The sequence below is a fragment of the Moorena sp. SIO4A5 genome, from assembly GCF_010672005.1.
GTDB lineage: Bacteria > Cyanobacteriota > Cyanobacteriia > Cyanobacteriales > Coleofasciculaceae > Moorena.
The window spans coordinates 65252-91391 of the sequence record NZ_JAAHHZ010000010.1 but is presented as its reverse complement, the minus strand read 5'-3'; the positions used below and the strand labels follow the sequence as shown (position 1 = coordinate 91391).

General features: G+C 43.1%; 26 protein-coding genes and 2 pseudogenes. 11 read left to right on the top strand and 17 right to left on the bottom strand.

What is annotated here, in order from left to right:
* Positions 1-63: 63 nt before the first annotated feature.
* The 3 genes from rbfA (at position 64) to F6K57_RS06685 (ending at position 3241) form a co-directional block, all read left to right on the top strand.
* On the top strand, positions 64-462 hold the full coding sequence (rbfA, locus tag F6K57_RS06695) for a 30S ribosome-binding factor RbfA (protein ID WP_008179934.1): 399 nt from the start codon (positions 64-66) through the stop codon (positions 460-462).
* On the top strand, positions 459-2219 hold the full coding sequence (locus tag F6K57_RS06690; protein WP_293065966.1) for a glycoside hydrolase family 3 N-terminal domain-containing protein: 1761 nt from the start codon (positions 459-461) through the stop codon (positions 2217-2219). The genes rbfA and F6K57_RS06690 overlap by 4 nt, the downstream gene beginning before the upstream one ends.
* Positions 2220-2998: 779 nt before the next feature.
* Positions 2999-3241, top strand: a complete 243-nt coding sequence (locus tag F6K57_RS06685; RefSeq protein WP_070395448.1) for a DUF4327 family protein — start codon at positions 2999-3001, stop codon at positions 3239-3241.
* A 372-nt stretch (positions 3242-3613) separates the two neighbouring features.
* Here F6K57_RS06685 and F6K57_RS06680 read toward each other — a convergent pair whose 3' ends face one another.
* The 3 genes from F6K57_RS06680 to hemJ all read right to left on the bottom strand — a co-directional run bounded on the left by F6K57_RS06680 (position 3614) and on the right by hemJ (position 5378).
* Entirely contained in the window at positions 3614-4006 is a 393-nt protein-coding gene (locus F6K57_RS06680) for a hypothetical protein (RefSeq protein ID WP_075903958.1), read from the bottom strand.
* A 218-nt stretch (positions 4007-4224) separates the two neighbouring features.
* The gene (locus tag F6K57_RS06675; RefSeq protein ID WP_293017912.1) at positions 4225-4572 is read right to left on the bottom strand and encodes a hypothetical protein; all 348 of its coding nucleotides are present in this window, start codon (positions 4570-4572) and stop codon (positions 4225-4227) included.
* A gap of 224 nt (positions 4573-4796) precedes the next feature.
* Positions 4797-5378, bottom strand: coding sequence for a protoporphyrinogen oxidase HemJ (gene hemJ, locus F6K57_RS06670; RefSeq protein ID WP_293017911.1), 582 nt, complete (start codon positions 5376-5378; stop codon positions 4797-4799).
* Between the two features lie 398 nt (positions 5379-5776).
* On the opposite strand from hemJ, the gene F6K57_RS06665 reads away from it, so the two are divergent.
* On the top strand, positions 5777-6235 hold the full coding sequence (locus tag F6K57_RS06665; protein ID WP_293065960.1) for a PilZ domain-containing protein: 459 nt from the start codon (positions 5777-5779) through the stop codon (positions 6233-6235).
* 732 nt (positions 6236-6967) lie between these two features.
* On the opposite strand, the gene F6K57_RS06660 is transcribed toward F6K57_RS06665, so the two are convergent.
* The 3 genes and pseudogenes from F6K57_RS06660 to F6K57_RS06650 all read right to left on the bottom strand — a co-directional run bounded on the left by F6K57_RS06660 (position 6968) and on the right by F6K57_RS06650 (position 8185).
* Positions 6968-7099: a hypothetical protein gene (locus F6K57_RS06660; RefSeq protein ID WP_293065957.1), complete on the bottom strand. Its 132-nt coding sequence runs from the start codon at positions 7097-7099 to the stop codon at positions 6968-6970.
* Positions 7100-7218: 119 nt separating this feature from the next.
* Positions 7219-7830: pseudogene (locus tag F6K57_RS06655) on the bottom strand (IS4 family transposase); the annotation flags it as partial.
* A 184-nt stretch (positions 7831-8014) separates the two neighbouring features.
* Positions 8015-8185, bottom strand: coding sequence for a hypothetical protein (locus tag F6K57_RS06650; protein WP_293017909.1), 171 nt, complete (start codon positions 8183-8185; stop codon positions 8015-8017).
* Positions 8186-8521: 336 nt separating this feature from the next.
* Between F6K57_RS06650 and F6K57_RS06645 the strand changes: the two are divergent.
* Positions 8522-8744 (top strand): annotated as a pseudogene (locus F6K57_RS06645) (transposase); the annotation flags it as partial.
* 1241 nt (positions 8745-9985) lie between these two features.
* The gene (locus F6K57_RS06640) at positions 9986-10162 is read left to right on the top strand and encodes a hypothetical protein (protein WP_293040708.1); all 177 of its coding nucleotides are present in this window, start codon (positions 9986-9988) and stop codon (positions 10160-10162) included.
* 30 nt (positions 10163-10192) lie between these two features.
* On the opposite strand, the gene guaA is transcribed toward F6K57_RS06640, so the two are convergent.
* From guaA to F6K57_RS06620, 4 genes are all read right to left on the bottom strand, one after another.
* On the bottom strand, positions 10193-11836 hold the full coding sequence (guaA, locus tag F6K57_RS06635) for a glutamine-hydrolyzing GMP synthase (RefSeq protein WP_364301620.1): 1644 nt from the start codon (positions 11834-11836) through the stop codon (positions 10193-10195).
* Positions 11837-11998: 162 nt separating this feature from the next.
* Positions 11999-12136, bottom strand: coding sequence for a hypothetical protein (locus F6K57_RS06630; RefSeq protein WP_293017907.1), 138 nt, complete (start codon positions 12134-12136; stop codon positions 11999-12001).
* A 130-nt stretch (positions 12137-12266) separates the two neighbouring features.
* On the bottom strand, positions 12267-13412 hold the full coding sequence (gene cbiD, locus F6K57_RS06625) for a cobalt-precorrin-5B (C(1))-methyltransferase CbiD (protein ID WP_293065952.1): 1146 nt from the start codon (positions 13410-13412) through the stop codon (positions 12267-12269).
* A 473-nt stretch (positions 13413-13885) separates the two neighbouring features.
* On the bottom strand, positions 13886-14794 hold the full coding sequence (locus tag F6K57_RS06620; RefSeq protein WP_293017905.1) for an alpha/beta hydrolase: 909 nt from the start codon (positions 14792-14794) through the stop codon (positions 13886-13888).
* Between the two features lie 258 nt (positions 14795-15052).
* On the opposite strand from F6K57_RS06620, the gene moaA reads away from it, so the two are divergent.
* A complete protein-coding gene (gene moaA, locus F6K57_RS06615; RefSeq protein WP_293065949.1) occupies positions 15053-16039 on the top strand; it encodes a GTP 3',8-cyclase MoaA in 987 nt (328 codons plus the stop codon).
* Between the two features lie 66 nt (positions 16040-16105).
* Here the strand turns inward: moaA and rpsD are convergent, their stop codons facing one another.
* Positions 16106-16714 carry a 30S ribosomal protein S4 gene (gene rpsD / locus F6K57_RS06610; RefSeq protein ID WP_293017903.1) on the bottom strand — a complete coding sequence of 203 codons (609 nt, stop codon included), beginning with the start codon at positions 16712-16714 and terminating at the stop codon, positions 16106-16108.
* 79 nt (positions 16715-16793) lie between these two features.
* Between rpsD and F6K57_RS06605 the strand changes: the two genes are divergently transcribed.
* Positions 16794-16976: a hypothetical protein gene (locus tag F6K57_RS06605; protein ID WP_293017902.1), complete on the top strand. Its 183-nt coding sequence runs from the start codon at positions 16794-16796 to the stop codon at positions 16974-16976.
* A 135-nt stretch (positions 16977-17111) separates the two neighbouring features.
* Here F6K57_RS06605 and F6K57_RS06600 read toward each other — a convergent pair whose 3' ends face one another.
* Positions 17112-18074 carry a deoxyhypusine synthase family protein gene (locus F6K57_RS06600; RefSeq protein WP_293065946.1) on the bottom strand — a complete coding sequence of 321 codons (963 nt, stop codon included), beginning with the start codon at positions 18072-18074 and terminating at the stop codon, positions 17112-17114.
* A gap of 781 nt (positions 18075-18855) precedes the next feature.
* Here F6K57_RS06600 and F6K57_RS06595 point away from each other — a divergent pair.
* Positions 18856-19572 carry a thermonuclease family protein gene (locus F6K57_RS06595; RefSeq protein WP_293065944.1) on the top strand — a complete coding sequence of 239 codons (717 nt, stop codon included), beginning with the start codon at positions 18856-18858 and terminating at the stop codon, positions 19570-19572.
* 182 nt (positions 19573-19754) lie between these two features.
* A complete protein-coding gene (locus tag F6K57_RS06590; RefSeq protein WP_293065941.1) occupies positions 19755-19952 on the top strand; it encodes a hypothetical protein in 198 nt (65 codons plus the stop codon).
* Between the two features lie 469 nt (positions 19953-20421).
* Here the strand turns inward: F6K57_RS06590 and F6K57_RS06585 are convergent, their stop codons facing one another.
* The 5 genes from F6K57_RS06585 to F6K57_RS06565 form a co-directional block, all read right to left on the bottom strand.
* The gene (locus tag F6K57_RS06585; protein ID WP_293065939.1) at positions 20422-21900 is read right to left on the bottom strand and encodes a hypothetical protein; all 1479 of its coding nucleotides are present in this window, start codon (positions 21898-21900) and stop codon (positions 20422-20424) included.
* Between the two features lie 608 nt (positions 21901-22508).
* Positions 22509-23108: a glutathione S-transferase N-terminal domain-containing protein gene (locus F6K57_RS06580; protein ID WP_293065936.1), complete on the bottom strand. Its 600-nt coding sequence runs from the start codon at positions 23106-23108 to the stop codon at positions 22509-22511.
* A 146-nt stretch (positions 23109-23254) separates the two neighbouring features.
* Entirely contained in the window at positions 23255-23602 is a 348-nt protein-coding gene (trxA, locus tag F6K57_RS06575) for a thioredoxin (RefSeq protein WP_293065933.1), read from the bottom strand.
* Between the two features lie 179 nt (positions 23603-23781).
* Complete coding sequence (locus F6K57_RS06570) at positions 23782-24438, bottom strand: peroxiredoxin-like family protein (protein WP_293065930.1); 657 nt, start codon at positions 24436-24438, stop codon at positions 23782-23784.
* Between the two features lie 104 nt (positions 24439-24542).
* Positions 24543-25124: a TetR/AcrR family transcriptional regulator gene (locus F6K57_RS06565; protein ID WP_293065927.1), complete on the bottom strand. Its 582-nt coding sequence runs from the start codon at positions 25122-25124 to the stop codon at positions 24543-24545.
* Positions 25125-25276: 152 nt separating this feature from the next.
* Here F6K57_RS06565 and F6K57_RS06560 point away from each other — a divergent pair, with 152 nt between their 5' ends.
* Positions 25277-26137, top strand: a complete 861-nt coding sequence (locus F6K57_RS06560) for a M15 family metallopeptidase (RefSeq protein ID WP_293029336.1) — start codon at positions 25277-25279, stop codon at positions 26135-26137.
* Positions 26138-26140: the final 3 nt, after the last annotated feature.

Sequence of the window (26140 nt, the reverse complement as noted above, 5' to 3'; positions counted from 1 at the left end):
ACTAGGTTTAGACTGGGTGCGCGCAGCTTTCGATGATGCCCATACTTTAACAAAGGGAACGTCATGACTACAAATCGCCGTGTTTTTCGGGTTTCCTCCTTAATTCAGCAGGAGGTTAGTCAAATGTTGCTTAACGATATCAAAGATGACCGGGTCGGTAGTGGAATGGTTAGCATTACCAACGTTGATGTCTCTGGTGACTTGCAGCACGCTAAGATCTATGTCAGCATCTATGGAACTGATGAGGCAAGATCTAAAACAATGGCTGGATTAAAATCAGCTACAGGTTATGTCCGCCGAGAACTAGGTCGGCGGATTCGCCTGCGCCGCACACCAGAGGTCATGTTTATTGAAGACCGTGGTCTCGAAGGAGGCGATCAGATGCTGAACTTACTGAATCAGCTTTCTCAAGAACGCCAGAGCAAGCAACTCGAAGACGATATTTCTGGAGCACAAGCTTGAATTCTCTCCCAAAGTCACTGCCTGATCTAAAAAACCTTTCCCTAGCAGAACAGGTAGCGCAAATGGTAGTGGTTCGAGCATCCGGCTACCTATTTGATCACCAAATTCAGTATCCGATTTGGGAACCCCCAGCTGAACAATTGCAGCGTTGGTTGCAAGAGTTAGGTATTGGGGGTGTTATTTTACTAGGCGGGAGTGCTGTGGAACTCGCCCTCAGGTCGAAACAACTCCAAGAGTGGGCAAAAATTCCCTTACTGATCGCTGCTGATATTGAAGAAGGTGTGGGTCAAAGGTTTGCCGGTGCCACCTGGTTTCCCCCACCGATGGCACTGGGAGCGATTGCCCAAAACGATCCTGAGCCAGCTTTGCAGTATGTCCGTACCATGGGAGAAATCACCGCTACTGAAGCGTTGGCCATTGGGATTAACTGGATCCTGGCACCAGTTGTTGATGTCAACAACAATTCCAAAAATCCTGTGATCAATGTCCGGTCCTTTGGTGATAACCCTCAAATCGTTAGCCAATTGGCTTCTGCCTTTATCCAAGGAACCCGACCCTATCCAGTCTTAACAACTGCCAAGCATTTTCCCGGTCATGGGGATACCGCGACAGATTCCCATCTGGATTTACCAGTCTTGCCCCACTCACCCCCCCGACTAGCTACCGTCGAATTGCCTCCCTTTACCAATGCGATCGCTGCTGGGGTAGATGCCATCATGACCGCTCACCTCCTAATTACAGCTTGGGATGACCAACACCCAGCCACCCTCTCTGAGCGAATTTTGACTCAACTGTTGCGCACAGACTTGGGATTTGAAGGATTGATTGTGACCGATGCTCTAGTGATGGGGGCAATTGCTAATCGCTATGGTGCCGATGAAGCCACAGTCATGGCTGTAGAAGCCGGTGCTGATATTCTCTTGATGCCCGTTAATCCCGAGACAGCAATTGAGGCAGTCTGTCAAGCAGTCGAACAAGGACGGATCTCACGGGAGCGGATTCAGGCATCAGTAGAGCGCATCAGTCGTGCAAAACGTAAAGTGGGCTATCACTGTCAAAGAGAGGGTTTAGACGAACACTCCGCTGCACAACAAATACCATCTCTACAAAACCCACCCTCACAACCTGTCCTGGAGTCGGGCTTAGACGATGATCCAGCTCAACAACCGATAACATTTCAACCCAACCCCAATTGGCTCTCGCAACTAGCTCAACCAACCACCCTAACGACTGTAGCCGATATTCTCCAGGCTTCCCAGATAACTAGAGGTTTTCTAGCTTCAGCATCAATACCAAGCAGCAGTAATCAACCGTTACGTAATCTAATTTTGGTCGATGATCTCTTAGCTTGTAACTTTTTGGGACAGCACACACCAGCAGTCGCTTTACCAAGAAGGCTGGGTTACAAACTCCAACTGGTTGATAGTCACACTACCCTACCTTCGGAAGTAGTAGATAATTTTGTTGGTGCTAAATCTACTCTGCTACAGCTATTTATCCGAGGTAACCCGTTTCGGGGTAGTGCTGGATTGACAGCAGTAGCTAGGGCATGGTTTAAGATGTTGTTAAAAACTGGGAATTTACAAGCTCTGGTGATTTACGGTAGTCCTTATGTGTTAGAGCAGTTCCTGCCCGAGTTGCCACCGGAAACACCATATGTATTTTCTTACGGGCAGATGCCAGCAGCTCAAGCGATCGCTCTTGAAGCATTGTTACCCGAAAGCTCAACAATAGATACTTTTGTGAGATTTATTTAATTTTTATGGAGTTTTAAGCTAATTTTTGCCAATTTGCCCCTCTACAGCTTGATCAGAGGACAAGATGGATATGAACTACTGCAATACCGATAGTAAAGATTTTTTTTAAAAAAGACGGAAATATAACATAACCATATAGCTCTGGTCAATTAATAGGAGTTGACAAAATACCCAATCCAATCTCAAAAAACACCGAGAATTCCAGCTTTACTCCTATCCCCTATTCCCTGATTATTGAGAGACTCTTTATAAAAGACTATTTATAAAGTAAATCTTAAGACAGCTAGAGTAATGAATATGGGTGGGTTACGGCGGACAGCTCTGTTAGAAGATAAGCTTTTCTGTTGGTGCGCGTTCACGCTTGTCGGGAAACCCGACCAAGGTCGCACTGCTAAAGTACTCGCCCCCGATCCAACCCATTTAAGCTTTATTTAACAAACAGTCTCTAAAATATATCCCATATTCTGATTACCAAACCAATGTTATCTGATTGGGTTGATCAGAAGGGTTTGGCAGCCAGGTGGTCGATATAGAGATAGGGGGCTTGAGAGAAAGGTAGCTCCTACAGCCAATGACCAATGGCTCAGTCATAACCCAGTAGGCATTTTAGCTGAGCATGGGTTAGACTTTGACAACTTGCCCAAGGTATTTGAAGATCCTTATCAACAAATCTTGGTCAATGGTAACTTCTTATACTGAAATAATTTTAGTTCACAGTAAATAAATTTGGATTAATATAATCGTATCCCCGTTTTTTAGATCAAGCTGATAAGATATCCATGAGTGTTAACACAGTGCCATCTACCCCTTCTATCCGTTACTCAATCGATGTGATCCAAGACGAAGCACGTCGCTTGGTGGATAAAGGATTTGTCAGTCGTCAACAGCCCATTTACGTTCTTTGCCAATATATTCCAGCTCGAGAATGGCTGTGTGTGGAGTGTGAGCTAGAGCAGTGCGAATTCCTGCTAAGAGACCGCATTGCTGACCTGATCGGTTCTCAACAATGGGAAAATGACTAAGGGACCTCAGTGACACAGCATAGAAGCTGATCCTTAGACAAAAAAGTGCGATCAAGTCGGTAACCAGCAAAACCCCATCAATGCCACCGATAAAGGCTATAGTGACTTACCGGATTGGTTGGGCAACCGTCAGCGGTTGAGTAGATCTCAGCAAACTTCAGGGAATGGTGTTGGGGAGTAACAAAGCTGCCATTTTTAGTAAAAAGCCTTGAGTTGATGGTATCTCAGCGCTGAGTGGGTAAATCTATTAGATGGGAACAGAAATGTCAGAGATTGAGCGGAGTTTCTGTTTCCCGTGCTTGATTTCTTGCCTATTAGGCTCCCGCTCTAGTCTCCCACTCAGACCTGAGTTTTTTCACGCTCCGCGTAAATCTAACTATTACTGTCTGATTTACGCAACTCCTCTAACTCCTTACGAAGATCAGCAAGTTGTGTTGTCAGTTCCTCAATATCATCCTGTGCATTGGACTGAACAGGATTGTTAGATGATGGTGCAGTAGGATCACTGGAGGTACCTGTTGTCGGTGGATCCACGGAATTACCTGGTTGATTCCACATCTGCTCAATAAAACGTCGGGCTTCAAGTTCAGTAGTCTCTCCTTTTTCCGCCCACTCAGTCATCTGTTGATTGAAATCTGACTGAAACTGAGCCAGACTTTCTTCACGCTTGTCAGGGTCTTGCAGGGTTTCAACGAAAGAGGCTGTTGCCCCCAAGGAGGCGCGAAACCCAGTTTGCAGTAATTCCAGGAGATTGTTGGAGTTCATTTATACTAACGATTTCCCATAAATTTTTTCTTAAGAACGTCCCACGGACGTGCAGTGCATCTGCTATGGAAGAGCCGAAACGGTTAACAAATTCTTCCCCATCTTAACCATCTCCCCCTGTTGCCTCTGACCCGCCTGTTGCCTCTGACCTTAGTTTCTTGAGAGACATTAGGCAGGATCTGACACGACAACAGTTGCTGGAAATGACACCCAAGCCTTCAGCTGACTTGTTCCAAATACAGGTTAACATCTTCTACCACACGAGTCAGTTCAGCTTCCGTACTCAAGCGGATGCGATCATCTCTGAGAGTAATTAAGACAATAGCCGCAAATGGAGAAGGATAGATATTGGGATTGCAGAAAATCTCAAGAAAGACATCCCCAGTAAATTGGTACTCCATCGGTTTTTGAGGCTTGGGTCTACCACCACTAGATACCTGAGCAGCAGCTTTCAGACTCTGCATCAGTTGGTAAAGCTCACTTTGCAATTTTTTGGCAGCATCGGCGGTGAATGGAAAAGACACCGAACCATCATTAAGATTTAATTTAAGTGGTATAGCAGACATAAGGCAACTCTAAGATGTAATCGATTGTTTGTTAATCGTGGTTGATAAGTTAAGTCGGTAAAAATAAACGAGACATTCTACCCAGCCGATGCAGTTCAAGTCAACGGTAAACGGTTAACTTCAAGGGGAAAAACATTAAGTCCTTATTATACTTTCCTATTGGGATTATACTTTGCTGTGGGGACTAACATCGGTCCCCAATGACTATTAATCAAAGCTGATAATCAAAGCTGAGGCTCTGCTTGGGACGTGGTAGCCAAGCTTTTCTCTTTGTCCCGCTTCCGCTTTTTGGCATACAGCTGAATTGAGGCAGCCATTACTATAATCATCGCAAGAATTAACCAAGAGGTAATATCTGTAGGCAAACTGTTCTTAAACACTGCCAGTAAAACAATTACCATCAGCAAGACAGTAGGTGCCTCATTGAGAGCACGAAACTGCTGACCAGTCCAACTGCATTCATTGGCAGCCAGCCGTCGCATAATCCTACCGCAATAGAAATGATAGACCAGTAAAAGGGCTACAAAAGCCAGCTTGATATGTAACCAACCTTGCTTGAGCACTTCTGGTTCTGTTAGCAGTAAACCAATTGCCATCGCTACCGTTACCACCATACCTGGGGTAGTAATTATGTGATAGAGACGTTTTTCCATAATCTCATACTGATTTTTGAGAATGGTTTGGGCAGGTTCGGGCTCTTGTGAAGCCTCTGCATGATAGACAAACAGACGCACCAGATAAAACAGACCGGCAAACCAAACCACTACACCAATGAAGTGAAACGCCTTGAACCAGAAATAAGCCATAGATTGTGTCCTCCATTATTACAACAGCGTCATGCAGCTGAGCAGTGTCTAGCCTCCTGACTTCAGCTATAGCGCGTGTCGCGTATCAGCTATCAGGTTCTTGAGGGAAGTCCCACGAATAATCATATACTCACGGTCCTCAGCCAAATGCCTAAGTTTTCCTTGCTTCAAAAGCTTAGTAGACCAGAGCTGATCGCTAAATGCTTACGATTATCTCATGTCTTCTTAAACTCATACAAAAACCATACAGATTCAAACAGATAGATGAACCATAGCGTAAACCTGGGGTTGAGACAATGGACAAATAAAAAGCGATGCAGAGGTGCGACCCGTGGCGAATTTAATTCGACGACTGTAAACGCACCATTACGGTCTTGGGGTAAACCCCCACTTGCGCTTTGCATCAAGACAGGGAAACGTTTTACTTAACCAATGTCAAGGGTATGATTAATGCCAACAGCATGCGAGAAAAAAGAAGATCACCTCGCCAACAGACCTCCATTTCTTATCGATTGGCTGGTCTCTTCTCAGCTCGTCATCCAGTCGTTAATATTAGTCGAGGAGGTTGCAGCATTTACAGTGAAAAAGCTATTCCAGTCGGTCAAGTTATCAAAATACAGTTTTTCTTGCCACAAAATCACACAGTGAATGCTACAGTTAAAGTCATGTGGTGCAAAGAATCTAAAGGAAATTCCCTAGCAAACTATAGAGCTGGTTTACAGTTTGTTACAGTCTCACCAGAAAGTCTAGATTGTCTGTTGGGTCTGCCAGCAACACCTATTTCAACGCCTCAACTTCAGCTGAATAAGTTACTAAGAAATGATCCGGCTAAGACTTCTAACACCTGCTATACCTAATCCTCATACTAAGTTGCGCGTCCAGAAAAGATATTACCCTTTGAAGAGATGACGGGTGATGGAGTTAATGATTAATAGGGTAAGCAGTTACTACTGATTAATTTTAAGTATTAATGGCTCTCCTAGACTGATTATAGTAAATTAGTAGTTGAAATGAGCTTAACCCCTTAAATAGCAAGGGATTCAATCAACTATAGCGTTTTTTAAGCTAGTAAGGTACAAGTTTTCGGGTTTTAGGGAGCAGGGAGCAGGGACTTCGGAGCAGTGAAGTCAGAAGAGGGAAAAGGTAAAAAAATATGTGTACCTCATTAGGGGAAAAACCGCTATAAAAATACATTTTTATTGAAATTGCATTTTTCAATCACTCAAAGCATTACTGGGCAAGCACTATAGCGCTTATTTGATCAGAATTTATCATAGCCACTCTAGGAGAGCCCTATTAATTTTAAGTATTAATTTTAAGTAAACTTGGGATAAGTTGCAGGGCAAACGCATCTAAATTAGATTGACAAATAAGCAAAAATGTGCTAAACACAACCCAGGTTAAGTTGAGCACCAAATATGAGATAATGACTTCATGACTAATTTTTAAGAACTCGTTGGCGTGTCTGACAAATGAAAAATGGTGTATTGATGCAGTCGCTCATGGTTTGAATTTACCGTAAGATAGGGTCGCCTTATTAAAAAATATTTAACCCTTTTCTGCATAACCTGCTAACTATAAAGGCTCCACTATCTAAGGTTTTGTCTCCGGGGGAAACCACGGCAGTCGCTCATGGTTTGTTCGCGTTCGCCTTTGGCGTGGCCTACGGCCAAGCGTCGCCTTTGACGATAGTTACCGTAAGACAGGCTCGCCTTAATCAATAAGTTTTAACCATGCATCTGCATAGCCTACCAACCATAAAGGCTCAACGTAATCAGGTTTCGTCTCCGGGGGAGACCCCCAAGACCGCGCTGCCTCCCCTGTTCCCTTGCTGCATCGCTTTAATATGCTGACCTTGAATAGTTGAGGAAGTGTAAGCTATCGCAATTAATAAAACTAGAGAAATAAGTCGTTTACCTTCAACCTTAGTCTCCTCTATATTATAACCACCTGTCTTAAAATCTCTAAACATTTCCATGCCTCGCTTCGCTCACCAGGCTTCGCCAACGAATCAAATCTTTTTTTATAAGCTGAAATCGCCAACTCTAAGCTCTCAAGATTTGTCAGAATAAACCAGGCTTCTTTTGGGGCTATTCCCTTAATTTTACGTTGCCACTTACAAGGGACATTAAAACTTATAAACCCACGGGTTTTTGTCACTTTAACTCCTTGGAGAAACAAAGATAATCCTGGTGTTACGCCTAAATTATTTAATTGAATCCAAAGATAATTTTTCACTTCGATAAATTCGTTATTCTTAAGACGTAAGCAGAAATATACACCCAACGACTGGAGATGCTGCGCCAGCTTGAGTGAGCAAAATTATCTATCCCCTAATAGACCTTTATAATTTTTTAAAAGTGGCATCACTGAAGATAGGGCAGTTTTCTGTTCATTAATATTGCGCTTACCCTAATTTGGGAAGTAATTCAAAATATATAGGAAAGGCTCTGTCTTGATGCAGCCGCTCATGGTTTGAACGCGACTGCATCAAGACAGTGAGCGACTTTTGTGGAATAAAACAACCACTGAAGTTCGTTTTTACATAAGTAGTTTGGAAAATAATGCTGATAAAATTGCTAAAGCTATCCGCAGTCATTGGGGGATTTAAAACAGCTTACATTGGATATTAGATGTCACCTTCTCTGAAGAGAGTAGTCGTATTCGCAAGGATAATTCTCATGAAAACTTGGCTTTACTAAGTCGTTTAGCTTTAAATATACCAAAGGGAACAGGGAACAGGGAACAGGGAACAGGGAGTAGTGAGTAGGGAGTAGGGAACAGGGAACAAAATTATCACAATTCATTTAGGATTGCTATATAATGAAACAAGAAGCCAGCTTTAAAGGAAGTTTAAAGATGAAACGCGCTTCGTGCTGCTATGGACAATAACTATTTAGTCAAAATTTTAGCATCTGCCAGTAAATAACTAGGGACTTGTTAGTCAAGTTTTATCCAAGAGAATAAGCCGAATATGCACCCAAATTTATGAGTTAACATTTCGGGAACTAAGGGAGGACGCGGTCAAAAATTTTTAGTCAGCTCCAATCGCTTGATTGTTACTAGTTAAAATTGAGAAATATAGATTTTTGAAAACTTACTTAAGTTAGATGCGTTTACCCTGACATTTTTAACTCCCATACGAAGTTAAACCGGACAACAATGATGCCGAGCGAGGGTTGCGTCCTGTAGTAGTACATCGCAAAGTTAGTGGTGGAGCTAGAAGTGATTGGGGCGCGCTCGTTAGTTGCTCAAATGTTTAGCTTCTTAGAAACTAAGCGGTTAAAAGGTTCGTCGGCGATTAACAGTTTGTGTGAACTGTTGTCTAATGCTGGTCGCGATCCGCCTGGATTGCCATCTACTTAATACTTCAAGGGCTTGTAATTTATCTCAATCTTTTCAAGCCCTAATTTTGGCTGGTCGCTGTCTGCAACAGCTGGCAATATACATATACCATTAACTTGATGGAGCTTGTGATTTACATCTTTCTCAACAAGCTCTACTTTTTGCTCTGAGTAGTTACGAGCCGGGTAAAAAAAAAGGTAAAAGATTAAATATATGTGGACTATTATAAAGAGGAAAAAGTTTTGAGTATGGATTGGCTTTCAAAAGTTTTAAAAGCGGTGCGACCCAGGGCTTTTTCAAAGCTAAGCGTGAACGCGCACCAAGAGAGCGAAAGTTAGATCAAATTAATGAATTGGCAAGCAGTACAAGCAGAATAAAGATTAAATAAAACTGGAAAAATAACTGTTGTTGTTCAAGACCAAGGTTCTATTCATACAAGTAAATTAACGAAATCTAATTATGATAAATGGGAGAGTCTTGGACTTTATATAGCACTACGCGCTACTGTTAGGACATTCCTAAACTCCGAAACCTAGTCCTAGCTTGCTTTTGACTTCTGACTTATAACTTCTGACTTGCGCGTAGCGCTATATATTATTGTTACCTAGTTATTCTCCTGAACTCAATCGAATTGAGAAGGAGTAGCAACGACTGAAAGAAGATGAATTAGCTGGTCAAATGTTTGAGGATGAATACGAAGCGCGCAGTCGCTGTAATGGCAGGTATTCAGACGAGACAAAATCGGAATGGATTGGCGGTCAAAAGATTTAGATTTAATTAATTTTTGAGGTTTGATTTAAGAAAATGACTGGATAGTTAATCACTCTCATGTGCTCAGTATTCTGTCATTTTGCTTCGGTCTGATTCTGGTTATATTGAAGTGATTTAATTTGTTTCATGGCCGGTTTTTTTGAAGATTTTTACGATTTTCAACTGCTCTAGGTCTTGCTTTTTGAAAATTGACATCGGGTCACGTAATGTTAGACTTATCAATCCTTTACAAAACTTAATACAGTGCGATTTATTTTGTCCGACTACTTATTGCTTTTGCCATAGTGTATCAACCGAAGTTCCACTAAACTGGAAACTTTGGTTTTATATTGTTTAGTGATTAGTCATCTGGTAAGCATTCAGCTATCATACCAAATCCGGTTTAATAAGACTATATTCAAAACCATCAAAGTCTTTGCCTAGACTTGATTTGAGGATTTAGGTAAGTAACCTATAATAACCGGATTTGGTATCAGCTATCAGCTATCAGCGTGTCGCGTATCAGCCATTTGCCTGTGGCCACGCTACTTGAGGTGGTTTTGAATAAAATAAGCACCTCAAGTAGCGTGAGCCTTGGACTATGGCCACGCTACGCGAATGGCTCAGGGCTGACGGCTGAATGCTTACGTCATCTGACCAATGAAGAATGGCTAATCACTAATCACTAATCACTAATCACTAATCACGCTTTGAAGAAACTATTCCCACTCTATGGTTCCAGGGGGTTTGGAGGTAATATCATAGACTACCCGATTAACTCCCTTGACTTCATTAACAATCCGGTTGGAAATAGTTTCAAGTAACTCATAAGGTACTCGTGACCAGTCAGCGGTCATACCATCTTCACTGGAAACAAAGCGCAATACAATCGGATGAGCGTAAGTGCGCTTGTCCCCCATTACTCCCACACTGCGTATTGGGAGCAACACGGCAAAGGCTTGCCAAAAGTCGTTATACATCCCCTGTCGGCGAATTTCATCTCGAACGATAAAATCAGCATCCCGCAGAATATTCAACCGTTCTGGGGTCACTTCACCAATGATGCGAATCGCCAATCCTGGTCCGGGGAAGGGATGTCGGCGCACAATCGCTTCTGGCAAGCGGAGGTCACGACCGAGTTGGCGCACTTCGTCTTTAAATAGCTTGCGTAATGGTTCTACCAGCTTGAAGCGTAGGTTTTTGGGTAAGCCTCCGACATTATGATGGCTCTTGATTTTCACAGCTACCCGCTCACCGGTTTTGGGATCAACGTTGGTATGGGCTGATTCAATCACATCCGGATATAGGGTACCCTGAGCTAAATAATCAAATGGACCAAGACGTTGGGATTCTTCTTCAAAGACGCGAATGAATTCGTGACCGATGCGGCGACGCTTTTCTTCTGGGTCAGTGACACCAGCAAGGCGATCCAAAAAGCGATCGCGAGCGTTTACATACTCTACTTGAATAGAAAATTCTTCCTCAAATAGCTTCACCAACTGCTCTGGCTCGCCTTTGCGCATGAAGCCTTGGTCAATAAACATACAAGTTAGTTTATCCCCAATGGCGCGATGGAGTAAGAAAGCAAGGGTAGACGAATCTACTCCACCAGACAGAGCCAGCAGAACCCGTTTTTCCCCAACTTTGGCACGCACTTCTCGAATTGCTTCCTCGATAAAAGCAGCAGTGGTCCAAGTGGGTTCACACTCGCAGATGCTGTAAACAAAGTTACGGATTAGGGCAATACCATCGGTTGAATGCACAACTTCTGGATGGAATTGCACGCCATAAAGTTTTTTCTGATAGTTAGCGATGGTCGCACAAGGGGTATTCTGAGTATGGGCAAGGACTTCAAACCCATCTGGCAAAGTCACACAGGAATCCCCGTGGCTCATCCACATGGTTGAGTGGTCTCGCACATTGCTCAGTAAGTCAGTGGGGTGATCAATTAGTAAGGCGGCTTTACCATACTCAGCTTTTTTTGCCCTGGTAACTGTTCCACCTAGTTGTTGCACCATCAACTGCATCCCATAGCAAACCCCTAGCACGGGTATACCTAGATTCCAAATTTCTGGGTCACATAGGGGAGCACCATCGTCATAGACGGAATTGGGGCCTCCAGATAGAATGATGCCCTTGGGATGAAGCTGCTGTAGCTGTTCAGCTGTGGTCTGATAGGATAGCACCTCGGAGTAAACGTTAGTCTCGCGAATGCGACGAGCAATCAGTTCCGAGTATTGAGAGCCGAAGTCCAGAATCACAATCATCTGGCGATTCAACTGCTCTGCTAGAGAGGCTACAGCCAATGCCTCTTTCTGGTAAGATAGTTTGTTGGTCCTTAGGGTTACTGCTGTGTTCGTCATGTTTAGTTGTGTGAATGTACGAACAGGTCGCTGCCTAGGTGTTCTTCTTGGCAGCATAAATTGATTGCTATGAACAGATAGGTTGAAAGCTGATGGTTTCCGTAAATTAATCCTTCAACGCCCCAACACTTTGATGTGGATGGTAGCGCTGGCATTAACCAGTTAGTCTGAGTCGTAGACTCTCATCGACGATACAGAACTCAATCTGTTTACGGTTATGTCAGTTTCCACTCCCACACGCACTTCATAGACCTGCCTGGCAGTGGTATGTCTGTTGACAATCTCGTGACTTCTAGTCATGAGATTTTTCAGGGTTTCAGTCTATATGTCCTGAAATGCGAAGTTTCAGCTGATAATCAAGTTAATTTATCATACATTGGGTTCGGCTACAAGATCCGCCCGCCAATGTATTAAGATTTATAAAAATTTATCACAAATTTGAAATTAATGTGCAACCTGTGGGACTGGTAACAATAATTTTGCGATCGCGATCGAACAATACAGAGCCTACCTGGATATGGTGCTCACTGTGTTTGCGGATGTAGTCAAAGCAGCGTTGGTCAATGGTTAATGCGATCGCATGATAAACCTGATTGACCCAATCAGTGCCCTGAGTCTGATCCCATTGACGCAGACAATTGAGAGCAGCTTCAGTGGTTTGACTGCCAAATACTTGCCTGATCAGTGGGGTTGGTACTCCTAACTGCGCACAGTGAGCGGTGATAATTTCCAGTCGTCCATCAGCTAGGTGGTGGTGAGTATGAAAAATTCCTCCTGCCAGTTTAATTAACTTACCATGATAGCCAAATAACAAAATTTCTGGCACCTGGCAGTACCCAGCTGCTACCAACAACGGTCCAAGCCAATTAGCTGTTTTTACCAGCCGCTCGGGATTAATCCCCAAGCCTCGCGCCAAATCTAAGCCATTTTCTCCCACACAGAACACTAGTGTTGATGAATGTGAGGAGGATTGCTCTTTTAGCAATTTGCTGGCTTTTGCTTTTAATTCCTCCTGGTAAGCAGCTAATTGACCAGGAGCACTCAGAGGCTGGGAAATGCCAGTAGTTCCTAGTAGGGAAAGTCCTTCTACTACACCAAAGGCAGAATTAGAAGTACGCTGTGCCAACTTCCGCCCTTCCGGCAAGATAATCGTCACCTGAATTTTCTCTGGCGCTACTAGCAGACAACTCAAGTTATGGTGCAATAGTTTCTTAGCGTAAGCATAGATGGCTGGTTTCCCTCCGGCATTGATTTGTCGTCCAATTCCTTCACCCCCTAATAACTGTATCGATTCAGTTTGCTCCGAGGAACCCCATTCTACGACTGCCCAAATCGGGGTATTACGGGTAAGGTCAAGGTTATCACCAGGGTTAGAGTGAGTGATAGCTAGCGCTACCCCTTCTCGAATCCTAGCCACTTGCTCAATGGGAATGTCTACGGTTTCAGGAGGGTTAATTAAGTCCACTGACACCGTTTCCACAGGTTGGTCGTTGCGTAACTTATGGAGGGCGGCTATTGCTGAGGCACAGGCGAATACGGGTAAGGTATATCCAGATTTAGGTAGGGAGGTGGTCATGTAACCAGGTAAAATTTGCGATCGCTTAGTTCTTCATTGTCTAATTGGTAATTGGTAATTGGTAATTTGTAGTTACCGATTACCAATTACCAAAAATCCCCAAACTAGTTGATAAGTGATTAACTTTATTTGTATTATATAGTGTTTAACCTACTTATTATGTAATGTTAATAAAATCTACATTAGCGGTAGTTTTTTTTTATAAATAAGAGGCAAAAATCTATTTAATTTGCTGTCTGTTGAGATTTGTTTATCCCTATAATATCCAGTGTGATATTAATTTGTTTCTGCTTACATTCACTATCGGCAAGGTATTATTCCAGGTAAATATTGATTTATTATAAATTTTTTAATTATTTTTTTTAGTAACAATTTTAAACTAACAATACTAATCCGTGTAGGAATTGTGATAATTTTTGATGCCCTATTCCCTACTCCCTACTCCCTACTCCCTACTCCCTACTCCCTACTCCCTACTCCCTGCTCCCTGTTCCCTTTGCTATAATATTTCCAAGGGTTTGATATAAGGCTTGAGTATGTATCCAACCTACAAAACCACTGTAGAGACAGTCTCCTTCAGGGCTAGCTACAAATACATGGTGTATTAGTAAAGGATTCTGCCAAGTCCGAATGGAAATGCCATTTTTAAATGTTATATAAGTTTTGGCTCGCTTAAAATTTCGACCATGACCATCAGTCATACCTGGGACTGAGTGTAATTGTCGAATTAAGCTAGTAATAAAGTCTCCTGGTGGAGGAGATTGTGTGATAACTGGATTCGCCCAAAATTTCTGGATTTCTGCTGCGACTAACGGATGATTTTTGAGAGCAGCATGACGCAGATTAGGTAAACAAACGAATTGACTAGGAGAAAACTTGGTTGTCTCTATTGTTATCGTGCCGTCGCTACCATGATCACTATCACCAGCTATTACTAATGTGGGAATCACTGCGCCAATGGACTCTGCTAGTTGTCGGCGGTTGATACCTAAATCCTTTGCGATACCAATACCAATGCCAAAGGGGTCTATAATTCTAGCTAGATCTGCACCACCAATAGGAGAACCAATCAACACTAAGGATTCTACTTGTGACCACCAGTCTCGGTGACGGCTGAGGAGTTCTAGCCAAATTAAGCCACCCATGGAATGACCAATAATTCGGATTGGTGTTTGGGGATAAGTGACAATGGTATCTAAGACGATGTGTTCGAGTTGGTTGATTAGGGGTTCTATCCAGAGCCAAGTTTTGAACCAACCGAGATCGGGAGTAATGATGGCAGTGCGGGATGTGGCTAAGGATTGGGCAAGGCTTGCCATCGCTTTAGAGTTATCCGCCCATCCGTGTTGTGCGTATAGAAGAAAATCTGGTTTGTCGGTCATTTCCCCTAAATCTAGGATACTGGTAGTTTCTTCTCGATTTTAGGTACGGGAGGACACCATGAGTAAGCAATTGTGACAATCCCTTGAGGGTCACATAATAGGCTTTGCAAGAAAAGGAATGCACCCTAACCGTTGCAGTATCACTGGATTCTTGGGAAGAGATGCTGCATAGCATTAGCTACAAGGGCTAAGAGACAGATTCCGGAATACGTATAACCTATTACCAAAACCCTTTGAAACCCCATCCTCCCAGCAATTATGAATACTGTAGACTATCTCCGGATTAGCTTGATTGACCGCTGCAACTTCCGTTGTCAGTACTGTATGCCTCAAGGAGCAGAACTTGACTATATCCTACGGCAAGAATTACTCACTGATCAAGAACTGCTGACTCTGCTCAAGGAGGTGTTTATCCCGGTAGGATTTAGAAAGTTTCGCCTCACCGGAGGTGAACCCCTATTGCGTCCAGGTGTAGTGGAGTTAGTTAGAGCGATCGCATCTTTACCCGAAACACAAGATTTAGCCATGACTACCAATGCCTTTTTACTGGCTGGTATGGCAAAGGAACTCTACCAGGCGGGTTTACGGCGGATTAATATTAGTCTGGACTCCCTCAATCGAGAGACATTTCACAAAATTATTGGCAATCGGGGACGTTCGCGCTGGGAACAGACTTGGGAAGGGATAAAAGCTGCCCATCAGGTTGGATTTGACCCGTTAAAGCTGAATGTGGTGGTAATTCCAGGAGTTAATGACCAGGAAGTGCTGGATTTAGCTGCTCTAACCATTGACCGCTCCTGGCACGTTCGATTTATCGAGTTTATGCCCATCGGGAACTCCCAGCTATTTGGTGAGCGGGCGTGGGTACCTTCGGAAGAATTACGGCAACGGATTCGTGAACGCTGGGGTTTGATAGAATCAAGTGTCCGGGGTAATGGCCCAGCTGATGTGTTCCAGATTTCTGGTGCCAAGGGCACCCTGGGATTTATTAGTCAGATGTCAGAATGTTTTTGCGATCGCTGCAATCGGATGCGTCTATCTGCTGATGGTTGGCTGCGTCCCTGCCTACTTAATGAACAAGGTCAAGTTGACTTAAAAACTGCTCTACGCAGCGGCGTTGATACCGCTGACTTAAGAGAGCAGGTCAGACAGTTGCTGATGATTAAACCAGAAATCAATTTCAAGGAGAGAGACTCTGGTACCGATGGTTTATATACAAGGACGATGTCACAAATTGGCGGATAGTTTTTTAGGTTACAGGTTAGTCAGGTTGAACGCGATCGCGTTCAACCTGTTAACTTTCAACCCGGGTTAGACTTTCCTGGAGTAGTACTCAACCACCAGTAGCTCGTTAATTTGTAATGCTACCCATTCCCGATCAATAATCCCATTCACCTTCCCAGTGAAGGTGTTCTTATCAAACTCTAAATGGCTAGGAAGGTTTGCTAAGCCAGGAAATTCCAAGTTGCGTTCTACTAGACGGCGGGATTGATCACGGTTTCTAACCGCAATCACATCCCCAGGGCGACACTGATAGCTAGCAATATTAACTACTTGACCATTTACAGTAACATGACCGTGATTCACGAGCTGACGAGCAGCTGGGATGGTACCTCCCATACCCATGCGGAAGACTGTGTTATCCAGTCGCATTTCTAGCAGTTGCAGCAAAGCTTGTCCAGTGGAACCGGTGGCTCGACGAGCTTTACGGACATAGCGAATTAACTGCTTTTCAGTCACTCCGTAGTTATAGCGGAGTTTCTGCTTTTCTTCGAGACGGATCGCATATTCTGAGCGTTTCCTACGGTTTTGACCATGTTGACCTGGGGGATAGGCACGGCGGGGTGTTTTACGACTTAAGCCGGGCAAATCACCCAGGCGGCGAACCACCCGCAGACGCGGGCCTCTATATCGAGCCATATAAGTTCCTCTGTACTATATTGTGTACTATCTTTACTAAAGATTTCCCAAAACTATTATCATACAATTTATTAGGGCAGTGGGGATAAGGAAATTGCCATGGGGAAAATTTCCAGCAGGTGTTAGGTCAATAGCCCTATCTACGGAAATTTCTATACTGCAAACCACCTTAGTGCTATATAACGGGATTAGCGCTACCCAACCCATACGCGATCGCTTCACGAAAGAAGGCGGGGTAAAGGCTTTGACGCAACTACCCTAAATAATCACTTCTAGGTTTATATCATGTCCGGATAATTAGTGATAAAAAACCATCTCCGATTAAACCTTATTCCTTTACTTCTGCCAAATGGCTTCGATTGGGCACAAGCGTGTAAGTATTCAACCGGACATGATTTTACTGACCCAGGACGTAATTAAAAATCAGCGGAGCTACAATTGATGCATCCGATTCAATCACGTAACTAGGGGTGTCCGTATCAAGTTTGCCCCAACTAATCTTTTCACTAGGTAGTGCGCCACTGTAGGAACCGTATGAGGTGGTACAATCGCTAATTTGGGCGAAGTAACTCCACAACTTACAGTCTTCCTTGAGATCCTGGTGGATCAGTGGCACAACGCAGATGGGAAAATCTCCAGCAATGCCACCCCCAATTTGAAAGAATCCCATGGAAAAATCTCTGGTATTTTCCTTATACCAATTAACAAGAAATACCATCAGCTCAAGACCGCTCCGCACAACATTCAAGCGACTGATATTTCCTTTAATAACTTCAGAAACCAAGAAATTTCCCAGAGTTGAATCCTCCCATCCAGGAACAAAAATAGGAATTTGTTTCTGCCATGCTGCCATCACCCATGAGTCACGAGGATCAATTTCATAATAGTCTTTAAGCTCTTGACTTTCAATAAGTTTATAAATGAACTCGTATGGGAAAAAGCTTTGGCCAGATTGATCAGCTGCTTTCCACAGTTTCAGCAGATGCCGTTCAATTTTCCTCATCGCTTCTTCTTCAGGAATACAGGTATCAGTAACTCGATTCATACCGGACTCAAAAAGAGCCTTTTCCTCTTCTGGTTTCAGTGAACGATAATCCGGTAATCTCTTATATTTAGCGTGGGCAACCAGATTGAATATATCCTCTTCAAGATTGGCTCCGGTACAGCAAATGGCATGTACCTTGTCTTGGCGAATCATTTCAGCCAGAGAGATACCGAGCTCTGCTGTACTCATGGCACCAGCCATAGTCAGAAACATTTTATTACCAGATTCCAGGTGTTTCACCCATCCTTCAGCCGCCTGAACACACACGGCTGCATTAAAGTGTCGAAAATTTCTGTTCATGAACTCTCGAATCATCGTTTTTCCTCCAATAGTGGGTATTACAGTTGAGTACTTTACAGAACTATAGATAAACGTTCTAGAAACAGCAGAATCACCCATTGAGCAAATGGGAAAAAACCGGAAGCAGCAGTTAGTTAAGAGCCTTGATGAAAAACTGGCGACTGCCAACTTGAACTCTCCCTCAGCTAAAGCAAGAAGGAAACAAGCTACGATATCAAGTCTTCATATAATTGAAAACATCGTACCGTTCGCTCCGGAGCAAAACTCCAAGGCTGACTTTGATTAGACTTAAGCCTTGATGTAGTGCCTGATGGGGAGCCAGCTAGGTTTTTTTTTCAGCACCAAACACTGCTAGAAAATCCTTATCTAGTCAACTAGCTTTTGAGGTGTATGATTCCTCGTCACAAATTTAGTAGACAAGGGGAATCACGCCCCTAACTTGTTTTTATCCCCGCCGCTTGTACACAAGGGGTTTCAACTGGGTTTGAGATCAAGAAATCCCTGATCACCAGCAACGCTTCTCGATTTGGTGTTGTTTTTAACAATTATCACGAATTCCTATGATATATCAATCTGGTAACACCTGTCTTGAAGGTTACTGGTGGAACGGACAGGGAAATAAGTGACCTCCCTCATCTGGCGTTGCTCCCGTTGTGGGATTATTGAAGGGAATGGACAGCCAGTAAGTGTTTTGCTATGGTTAGTCTTAAATCTAGAATAGCATCGGCTGTTGATTTGAGGCACTGATGGCCTGTTCACCGATTACTTTTATCTGAGTCCTGATACGATTTACGCCATGACAGACTTGATTAGTGAAATTTTAAGTAAAGTAGGGTCAGTTGCTCCTCAAGTACCGCCATACTTTGAGTCCCTAGAGACCTACGCTGTTAAGAAAGTTTCCGATGCTGACACCATTGATGTGATTGATGGCTCCGGAGAAGAGATTACAGTGCGCTTCGTTTACATTGATGCACCAGAAACTCCTAAGGGGTGGGGTTACAAAAAACTTGAGGATAAAAATCAGGACAATGCCCTCTATCAAAGTCAATTTAAGTGGGGCAACGAAGGTAAAGACTGGGTCAAACAGTTGGTAGAAGAAAATGGTAATAAAGTTAAATTGAGAATTACCGACATCGACACTCGCTACAATCGTAGGATTGGCGAAGTTTACTTATTGGATGGCACATTTCTTCAGCATAGTTTAGTCAAAGAAGGATTAGCACTGATTTATTACGATTATTTTAGTAAGTGCCCTCGTGAGATGGCTATCTCTCTTCTGTTGGCAGAGGCAGATGCGGAACGCCAAGGAAAAGGGTTATGGCAAGAACCGAAGTCAGGATTTATCGAGCCTTGGTTGTTTCGTCCCCTTAAGAAAAAGCAAAAAGCCCTGCTTGAAGACCCAGATGCAGATCAGCAGCTGGCAGAAAAAATTCAAACCCTCTATGAAGACCTAGAAGCTGGCAAGATCACTAAAGATCAGTTTGAGGATAGGTTTAAGGAGACGCTGAAGTAAGATAGCAGTTCTCAATTGGTTGAGGTAATTTTGTTCTGGGTTTTAGGGAGTAGGGAGTAGGGAGTAGGGAGTAGGGTTAAGAACATTGAATGTAGGTGATCTAGCCATTTGCCTATAAGTTAATTAATAAAATTGGACAAAAAAGATACAGTCCACTTATATATTTGCAATAATCAATACTTATGTTGAATGCCAACTGCTCTATTCCCTATTCCCTATTCCCTATTCCCTATTCCCTATTCCCTATTCCCTATTCCCTATTCCCTATTCCGAAGTTCTCTAAAAACTTTTATATCCAAAAGATTAGCCTAATTAAGGGCAAAAAAAGGATTAACTTAGAAACCGCTACAGGGGTGCATGTCAGTTTTGTTAATCCCTGATTCAGATCCCCCGTTTCCCTTAATAAGGGGGACTTTTCAATCTAATTCCCCCCTTTTTTAAGGGGGGTTAGGGGGGATCTATGTACCTAATTACAAAGTTGACATGCTCCCCCGCTCCAGCTCCAGATTTAGTAGTATAAATTGATATTACCAGTAGTTCTATGAACCGTTTTGCTGTGTATGCAGAGTTAGGGGTTTCAGAAGTTTGGCGTTATGATGGTGAATCTTTTGAGATTTATCAGTTACGATATCGAGAATATAGTCTTTGTCAATAAAGTTTGGCTTTTCCTGGTTTACCTATAGGGTAAATTGAGGTATTTTTAGCAGAGGTGGACACCAAAGATTATTTGCAGTTGGTAGCATAATTTCGGAGTTGGGTGAGGAAGCGTTAAACTCGTCTAAATTCTCAACATCCCCTTTGATATCAGAAGATGTTGAAGAAAGTTTCTAAAGCATTAGATTGCAGAGTCTAAGCAACCGTCCCAGTAATAGAGTATTGTCCTAAGCTGCCGTAATCACTATATCCGGTAACTAAGTTTCCTTGGCCAGTACCATCAATGCTTAGATAATACTGTCCTGGATAGAGGTTAAGATTAAAGCTAGCGGACAGAGAACCGATGGGATTAGAAGAGCTAATCAGTTGACCGGAAGCATTATATAGCCTAGCCAGAATGTCTAAATTAGGTCCTCGCTCAAAAGGCTGAATATCTAGGGCTATGTTGCCCGTTGTTGAATTGAACGTGAACCAGTCAATGTCGTTATTTTGTTCAATAATGCCATAAGTTTCCACCTGACCATCATTGAAAGATAGCGCTGCTGCACCGATGAGACTGTTACTATAATCGTCCAGGCGATAGCCAAAACCATTTTGCCCAGTGATGATGTCTAGGTCATCTTCTTGGTTGCTGGCACCGATATACTCACCCTTGCTCCATTGAGTTAGATTTCTATCGTTGCCCTCTCCCATAATAGGAGCCCACCCTGTTTCGACACTGCCATTGCCATGACCATTGTAGTACTCGTTGGTTAAATTACCGTCATGTGTAAGACCCAAGGTATGAGCTACCTCATGGCTAATAGTTTCAGCCACCGCTTTCTCACTGCCTCCAGCGCGATTCTCTGAAAAAACAAAGGTGGGGGTATCACTGTTCCAGTTGAATGAATTAATATAACCCACACCACCGGTACCTTCTTGAAACCAGGAACCATCTCCCCCAATCACAACGCGAATGCCCCATTGGGAATCACTATTACTAGTTTTTTTGAGTTGGTCATCGGACGGTTGGGCAGTAGTCACATTGACATTAAAGGGACTAAAGTCTTCGGCCACCCGTTGCCAAATGCGCCAAATGGTCTCTGTTTCAGCAGTGGAAAAATTTGAAGTATCCCCATCCGTGTCATAGGCAGGGGTCACAATGGAATTCCCGAAGTTCTGGTTCCATGGGGTATTTGTGGTAGTATGACCATCAAAGTCAAGGTAAATAACGTGGTCTGCGTCTGGATTGCTGTTGAGGGAAAAGACTTGGTTCGGGCTCAAGGGCTGATAGGTATTTGGTTTAGTAGTTGCAGTAATTCCAGTAGTGGTAGTACTTTCAGGTAACTCTAAATCATCGGAAACAATGCCATTGCTACCAGAAGCGTAGGGTCTGACCTGGGCAAAGTAAGTCCCACTGCTAGCACTGTAGTTGATCACATCGTTAGCATTGCTACCCTGTAAAAAGCTAGCCACCTTTTGCTTGCCAAAGTCCAAGATGCCATTATTCTTAGTGTTCCGGTAGAGTCTGAAGTTAGCATTATCACCAGCACTAATATTGTATAGATTGAGTTTAATTTGACCGTTGTTTGAGACCCTAAACTTAAACACATCAGTGCGGTCTAAGAGCCTAAACTCCCCATTGCGGCTGATGAAATTCCTGGTGAAAGTGCCTAAATCCGCGAAAGTAACCATGATTCACTCCTGACTTTTTTTCTCTGTGAAAAGAAATATAAATTAGCCTAAAAACTTGATTTTTTTGAGCTTTACTACATCTACAGCGTAATAAAAAACACCTAAGTTTTGTAATATTTGTAAGCAAAGTTTATCAGCTCTTAATTTTAAACGAAATTCGCTTAATTATCACAGTTCTCAGAGCTGATTGGTAAACGAAGCTATAACCATGGCGCTGCAAGGCTTTCAAGAATTCGGCCTCGGTTTAGCCCTGTTCCCTGAAATCCATATCTGTCAAGGGATTTGAGCTCTTTATAGTTACTTTATAAAGTAGCTCTTATCATCCCCTATTTCAAAGAGTTTTAACTCAGAATTATTACTTTTAAATTGTTCAATCAAAGTAGATCCTTGAGTTTCAGTAAGTTCATGTAGGGTGGGCAGTGCACCAGACAGATCAGATCAGCTGTTAATAGGCTTGATAGGCACTGCCCACCTAGGATTAATAACGTTGAAGGTTGAACGCGAACGCGTGGCCGAAAGGCCAAGGTTGAACTTTCAACTTTTAACTTTCAACTTTTAACTTTCAACTTTCAACTTTCAACTTTCAACTTTCAACTTTCAACAAACCTTTAAACTGCCATGCCCCTTTCCACAGCGGGTCGCTGCTGCATTGTCTCGACCCAAAGTTTGAGGTGGGGATGGTTATCTAGGGTGACTCCCAAATACTCATAGGCAGCTACCCAAGGATAGGTAGCTATGTCGGCAATGGAGTAATCTCCAACAATGAATTCCTGTTTTGCTAATTGCTGATCTAAGACACCAAACAGACGTAGGGTTTCTTTTTCATAGCGATCAATAGCATAGGGAATCTGTTCTGGGGCAAAGCGTCGGAAGTGACTCAGTTGACCAAACATTGGTCCAACGCTTGCCATCTGGAACATCAACCATTCAATCACTTGTATTCTTGCTGCTGTATCAGTTGGCAACAACTTGTCTGTCTTCTCTGCTAAATAAATTAGGATTGCTCCTGACTCGAAAACTTTGATACCAGTATCCTGGTCAAGGATAGCAGGAATTTTACTATTGGGATTGATTGCTACATATTCGGGAGTAAACTGTTCTCCCTTGGTTATGTCAATTTTGTGAACGGTGTAGGGAAGTCCTACTTCTTCGAGCATGATAGCAGGTTTCCGTCCGTTAGGTGTGGAAAAGGTATATAGCTCAATCATGATTATTTTCTATCAATTTATCCCTGAATTTATCTAAGTGCTTGCCACAAATTTTGACTCCCTAAAGGTAATGGGTAATGGACAATTAGCTATTACCTTTAAACTATTAACCATTACCCATTATCCGATAATCCTATGTTACCTCCTTAAACAGAAATGAGATTAGTTAGGGCATTAATTTTGTCAACCAGAGTCGCTTTACGCACAAGACCTTCCAACCGATCAACTACTTTACCTTGGTTGAAGAACAATAGGGAAGGAATTGCTTCAATGTGATAGTTGCTGGCTAGTTGTTCGTAGTCATCAACATTTAATTTGCCTACTTTGACAACTCCATCAAATTCTGTGGCTAATTCAGTGACGATTGGATTCATTACCCGACAAGGACCACACCATGGTGCCCAAAAATCTACTATGACTGGAATGGAGCTGTTGAGCACTTCGGTTTCAAAGTTATCGTAATTTAGGGTAATATATTTGGCTGTTTCTGACATAGTTCAATTTCTCCTAAACTAGGAATGATTGTTGACTGTTGACTGAAATATTGATGAATTCAGCATTATTGATTTGCTGTATGAAGACAGGCTGGCACTAAGTAGTTTGATATCAAGAATTGCTGCTGTGTCGTAAGCATTCAGCCGTCAGCTAATGCTTACGATTTTTATTGAGCTACTTATACGGCTACAGCCAGGGTTTGTAATGCCCTGACAATCTCTTCTGGGTCAAGTCGCTTGGTGTAATCTAGGTCAACGAAGGCATGGGTGATGGTTCCATCGGAATTAATCACATAGGTGGCGGCAATGGGTAATTCAAAGGTTTCATCGCCGTTGTGGGCAGGTAAATCAATGCCAAAGCTTTGATAAACTGGTCGGAGTTCTTCTGGTACGGTGAAGACTAGACCAAACTCTTTGGCAATCTTATTCCCAACATCGCTTAGTACTTCAAAGGTTAGGTGGTTTTTCTCTGTAGTGGATAGGGAATTATCGGGAGTTTGAGGGGAAATAGCGACTAGGGTTGCACCTAATTTCTGAATTTCTGGTAAGAATTGCTGCAATGCTCGTAATTCTAGGTTGCAGTAAGGACACCACTGACCCCGGTAGAAGGAAATGACTACGGCTCCGATGGCTAGTAGGTCTTGCAATTCTACCAGTTTACCTACAGCATTAGGCAGGGTAAAGTTAGGGACTTTGTCGCCAACATTGAGGCTATTGTCTACAATGCCAGAATTAGCGAGGTCTTCCCCTGCTTTTGCCATGATGGCTTTGGCTTCTTCTGGTTGCTTAGCGCGAAGCTGGGTATTTAGGTTAATCAAGTCTTGGCTTAAGGTCATGATTTCCTCCTGGTTAGATGATATTTGAACAATCGTTCCAATTAAGAGCAAAAAAATTTACTCTGTCAATTTACTCTGTCAATTTACTCTGTCAATTTACTCTCTCAATCGAGAACGGAAAGTATGACCTTGACAATAGCTCTTAGGGTTTCTGGGTCTGGGTTGACTTTGGAGATAACCCGCAACCCTTGTATACTACTGGTGAAATATTGGGCTAATGCCTGAAGGTCATGGTTGGTTGTGATTTCCCCTTGCTCCCTTGCTGTGGATAAGGCTTTTTTAAAAGCGTTTTCCACTGAGCGCAAATTAGCAGTAATCCGGGATTTAGTCTGTGGATCGTGGGGACACAGTTCAACAGCGGTGTTGGTGAGCAAGCAGCCTCGATGGTCTTTATCGTCTACAGCCCCTTCGATGAGGTTGTAGAAAAAGTCGATAATGGCTTGCTTTGAGGCTGTGGGGGCTTCTAGGGATGCGATCGCATTTTTAACACAAGTATCATTGTAATGAGCGATCGCAGCGAGGAATAGGGAACGTTTGTCACCAAAGGTGTCGTATAGACTGCCTCGGTTAATCCCCATGGTTTTGACCAAGTCCTGCATTGAGGTTCCTTCATAGCCATAAAGCCAAAAGGTTTCCATGGCTTTTTCTAGGACATCTTCTGGGTCAAAGGTTTTGTGCCTTGCCATTACCGTTGCTGAACTCGTATCTTTACGATAACAATTCTGGAACGATTGGTCAAGTAATCCAGTTGATCCGCTGACACTGCTGGGATTTTCAGTAACTATAAGTATGTAATAAATAAATGTAATAATTTGGATGTCAGTGCAGGAGTGGACTATTGAATAACGCAGGTCTCCCGGGCGAACCAGCAAACCTTTCTGAGGTAACAGAGGTACCAGTAGATGATATTCCCGAGGCAGTAAGGGATAGACAGGATATTAAACCCCGGTCTCGTTGGCAGGTTACCTTACTCATTATTGGACTATTAGCAATAGGAGGAATCGCCTTTAGCCTGATTCCAATGGAACCAACTCCTGAAGCTCAGTCCAAGTCTGGTGAAGCAACATCGACTCAAAGTGAGACAGAAGCTAGTTCACAGAATCCACAAGCTAGTCTAAACACTAGGGGGAATGATGGTAATAACATTCTGGGACACTTACCCTACTCTGAAGTCCTAAGCTCACAACTGCAACCAATTACCCGTGATGGCCGGATCAAACTGGAGGCTGCAGCAGCTCGGAAATACAAAGCAATGGCAGCAGCAGCAAGAAGACAGGGGATAATCCTAGTGCCAATTTCCGGTTTCCGTTCTGTGGAACAGCAAAAGTACCTGTTTTTTCAAGTAAAGGAACAGCGAGGACAGGTGGCTAGTAAACGGGCTGAAGTAAGTGCTCCTCCTGGCTACAGTGAGCATCACACTGGTTATGCGATCGATATTGGGGATGGCATGACACCAGCTACTAACCTTAATCCTGAGTTTGAGAATACGGCAGCCTTTAAGTGGTTGGAAAAGAATGCGGCTTTCTACAGCTTTGAGTTGTCTTTTCCTAGAGACAATCCCCAAGGAATTAGTTATGAGCCTTGGCACTGGAGGTTTGTGGGAGATACCAAGAGCTTGGAAACGTTCTACAAAGGTAAGAAACCTACTCCTGCTCCTTCTCCTCCATCGGATACACCAAAGTTTGAGGATCAAGTATGAAGG

Bases quoted from the DNA above. Each gene is read 5' to 3' on its own strand.
- rbfA (WP_008179934.1), top strand. From the start codon at position 64: ATGACTACAAATCGCCGTGTTTTTCGGGTTTCCTCCTTAATTCAGCAG.
- F6K57_RS06570 (WP_293065930.1), bottom strand. From the start codon at position 24,438: ATGACCTTAAGCCAAGACTTGATTAACCTAAATACCCAGCTTCGCGCT.
- moaA (WP_293065949.1), top strand. From the start codon at position 15,053: ATGAATACTGTAGACTATCTCCGGATTAGCTTGATTGACCGCTGCAAC.
- F6K57_RS06675 (WP_293017912.1), bottom strand. From the start codon at position 4,572: ATGTCTGCTATACCACTTAAATTAAATCTTAATGATGGTTCGGTGTCT.
- F6K57_RS06600 (WP_293065946.1), bottom strand. From the start codon at position 18,074: ATGATTCGAGAGTTCATGAACAGAAATTTTCGACACTTTAATGCAGCC.
- cbiD (WP_293065952.1), bottom strand. From the start codon at position 13,412: ATGACCACCTCCCTACCTAAATCTGGATATACCTTACCCGTATTCGCC.
- F6K57_RS06595 (WP_293065944.1), top strand. From the start codon at position 18,856: ATGACAGACTTGATTAGTGAAATTTTAAGTAAAGTAGGGTCAGTTGCT.
- F6K57_RS06580 (WP_293065936.1), bottom strand. From the start codon at position 23,108: ATGATTGAGCTATATACCTTTTCCACACCTAACGGACGGAAACCTGCT.
- hemJ (WP_293017911.1), bottom strand. From the start codon at position 5,378: ATGGCTTATTTCTGGTTCAAGGCGTTTCACTTCATTGGTGTAGTGGTT.
- F6K57_RS06620 (WP_293017905.1), bottom strand. From the start codon at position 14,794: ATGACCGACAAACCAGATTTTCTTCTATACGCACAACACGGATGGGCG.
- F6K57_RS06585 (WP_293065939.1), bottom strand. From the start codon at position 21,900: ATGGTTACTTTCGCGGATTTAGGCACTTTCACCAGGAATTTCATCAGC.
- guaA (WP_364301620.1), bottom strand. From the start codon at position 11,836: ATGACGAACACAGCAGTAACCCTAAGGACCAACAAACTATCTTACCAG.
- F6K57_RS06630 (WP_293017907.1), bottom strand. From the start codon at position 12,136: ATGACTAGAAGTCACGAGATTGTCAACAGACATACCACTGCCAGGCAG.
- F6K57_RS06590 (WP_293065941.1), top strand. From the start codon at position 19,755: ATGTTGAATGCCAACTGCTCTATTCCCTATTCCCTATTCCCTATTCCC.
- F6K57_RS06650 (WP_293017909.1), bottom strand. From the start codon at position 8,185: ATGAATTGTGATAATTTTGTTCCCTGTTCCCTACTCCCTACTCACTAC.
- F6K57_RS06680 (WP_075903958.1), bottom strand. From the start codon at position 4,006: ATGAACTCCAACAATCTCCTGGAATTACTGCAAACTGGGTTTCGCGCC.
- F6K57_RS06685 (WP_070395448.1), top strand. From the start codon at position 2,999: ATGAGTGTTAACACAGTGCCATCTACCCCTTCTATCCGTTACTCAATC.
- F6K57_RS06565 (WP_293065927.1), bottom strand. From the start codon at position 25,124: ATGGCAAGGCACAAAACCTTTGACCCAGAAGATGTCCTAGAAAAAGCC.
- trxA (WP_293065933.1), bottom strand. From the start codon at position 23,602: ATGTCAGAAACAGCCAAATATATTACCCTAAATTACGATAACTTTGAA.
- rpsD (WP_293017903.1), bottom strand. From the start codon at position 16,714: ATGGCTCGATATAGAGGCCCGCGTCTGCGGGTGGTTCGCCGCCTGGGT.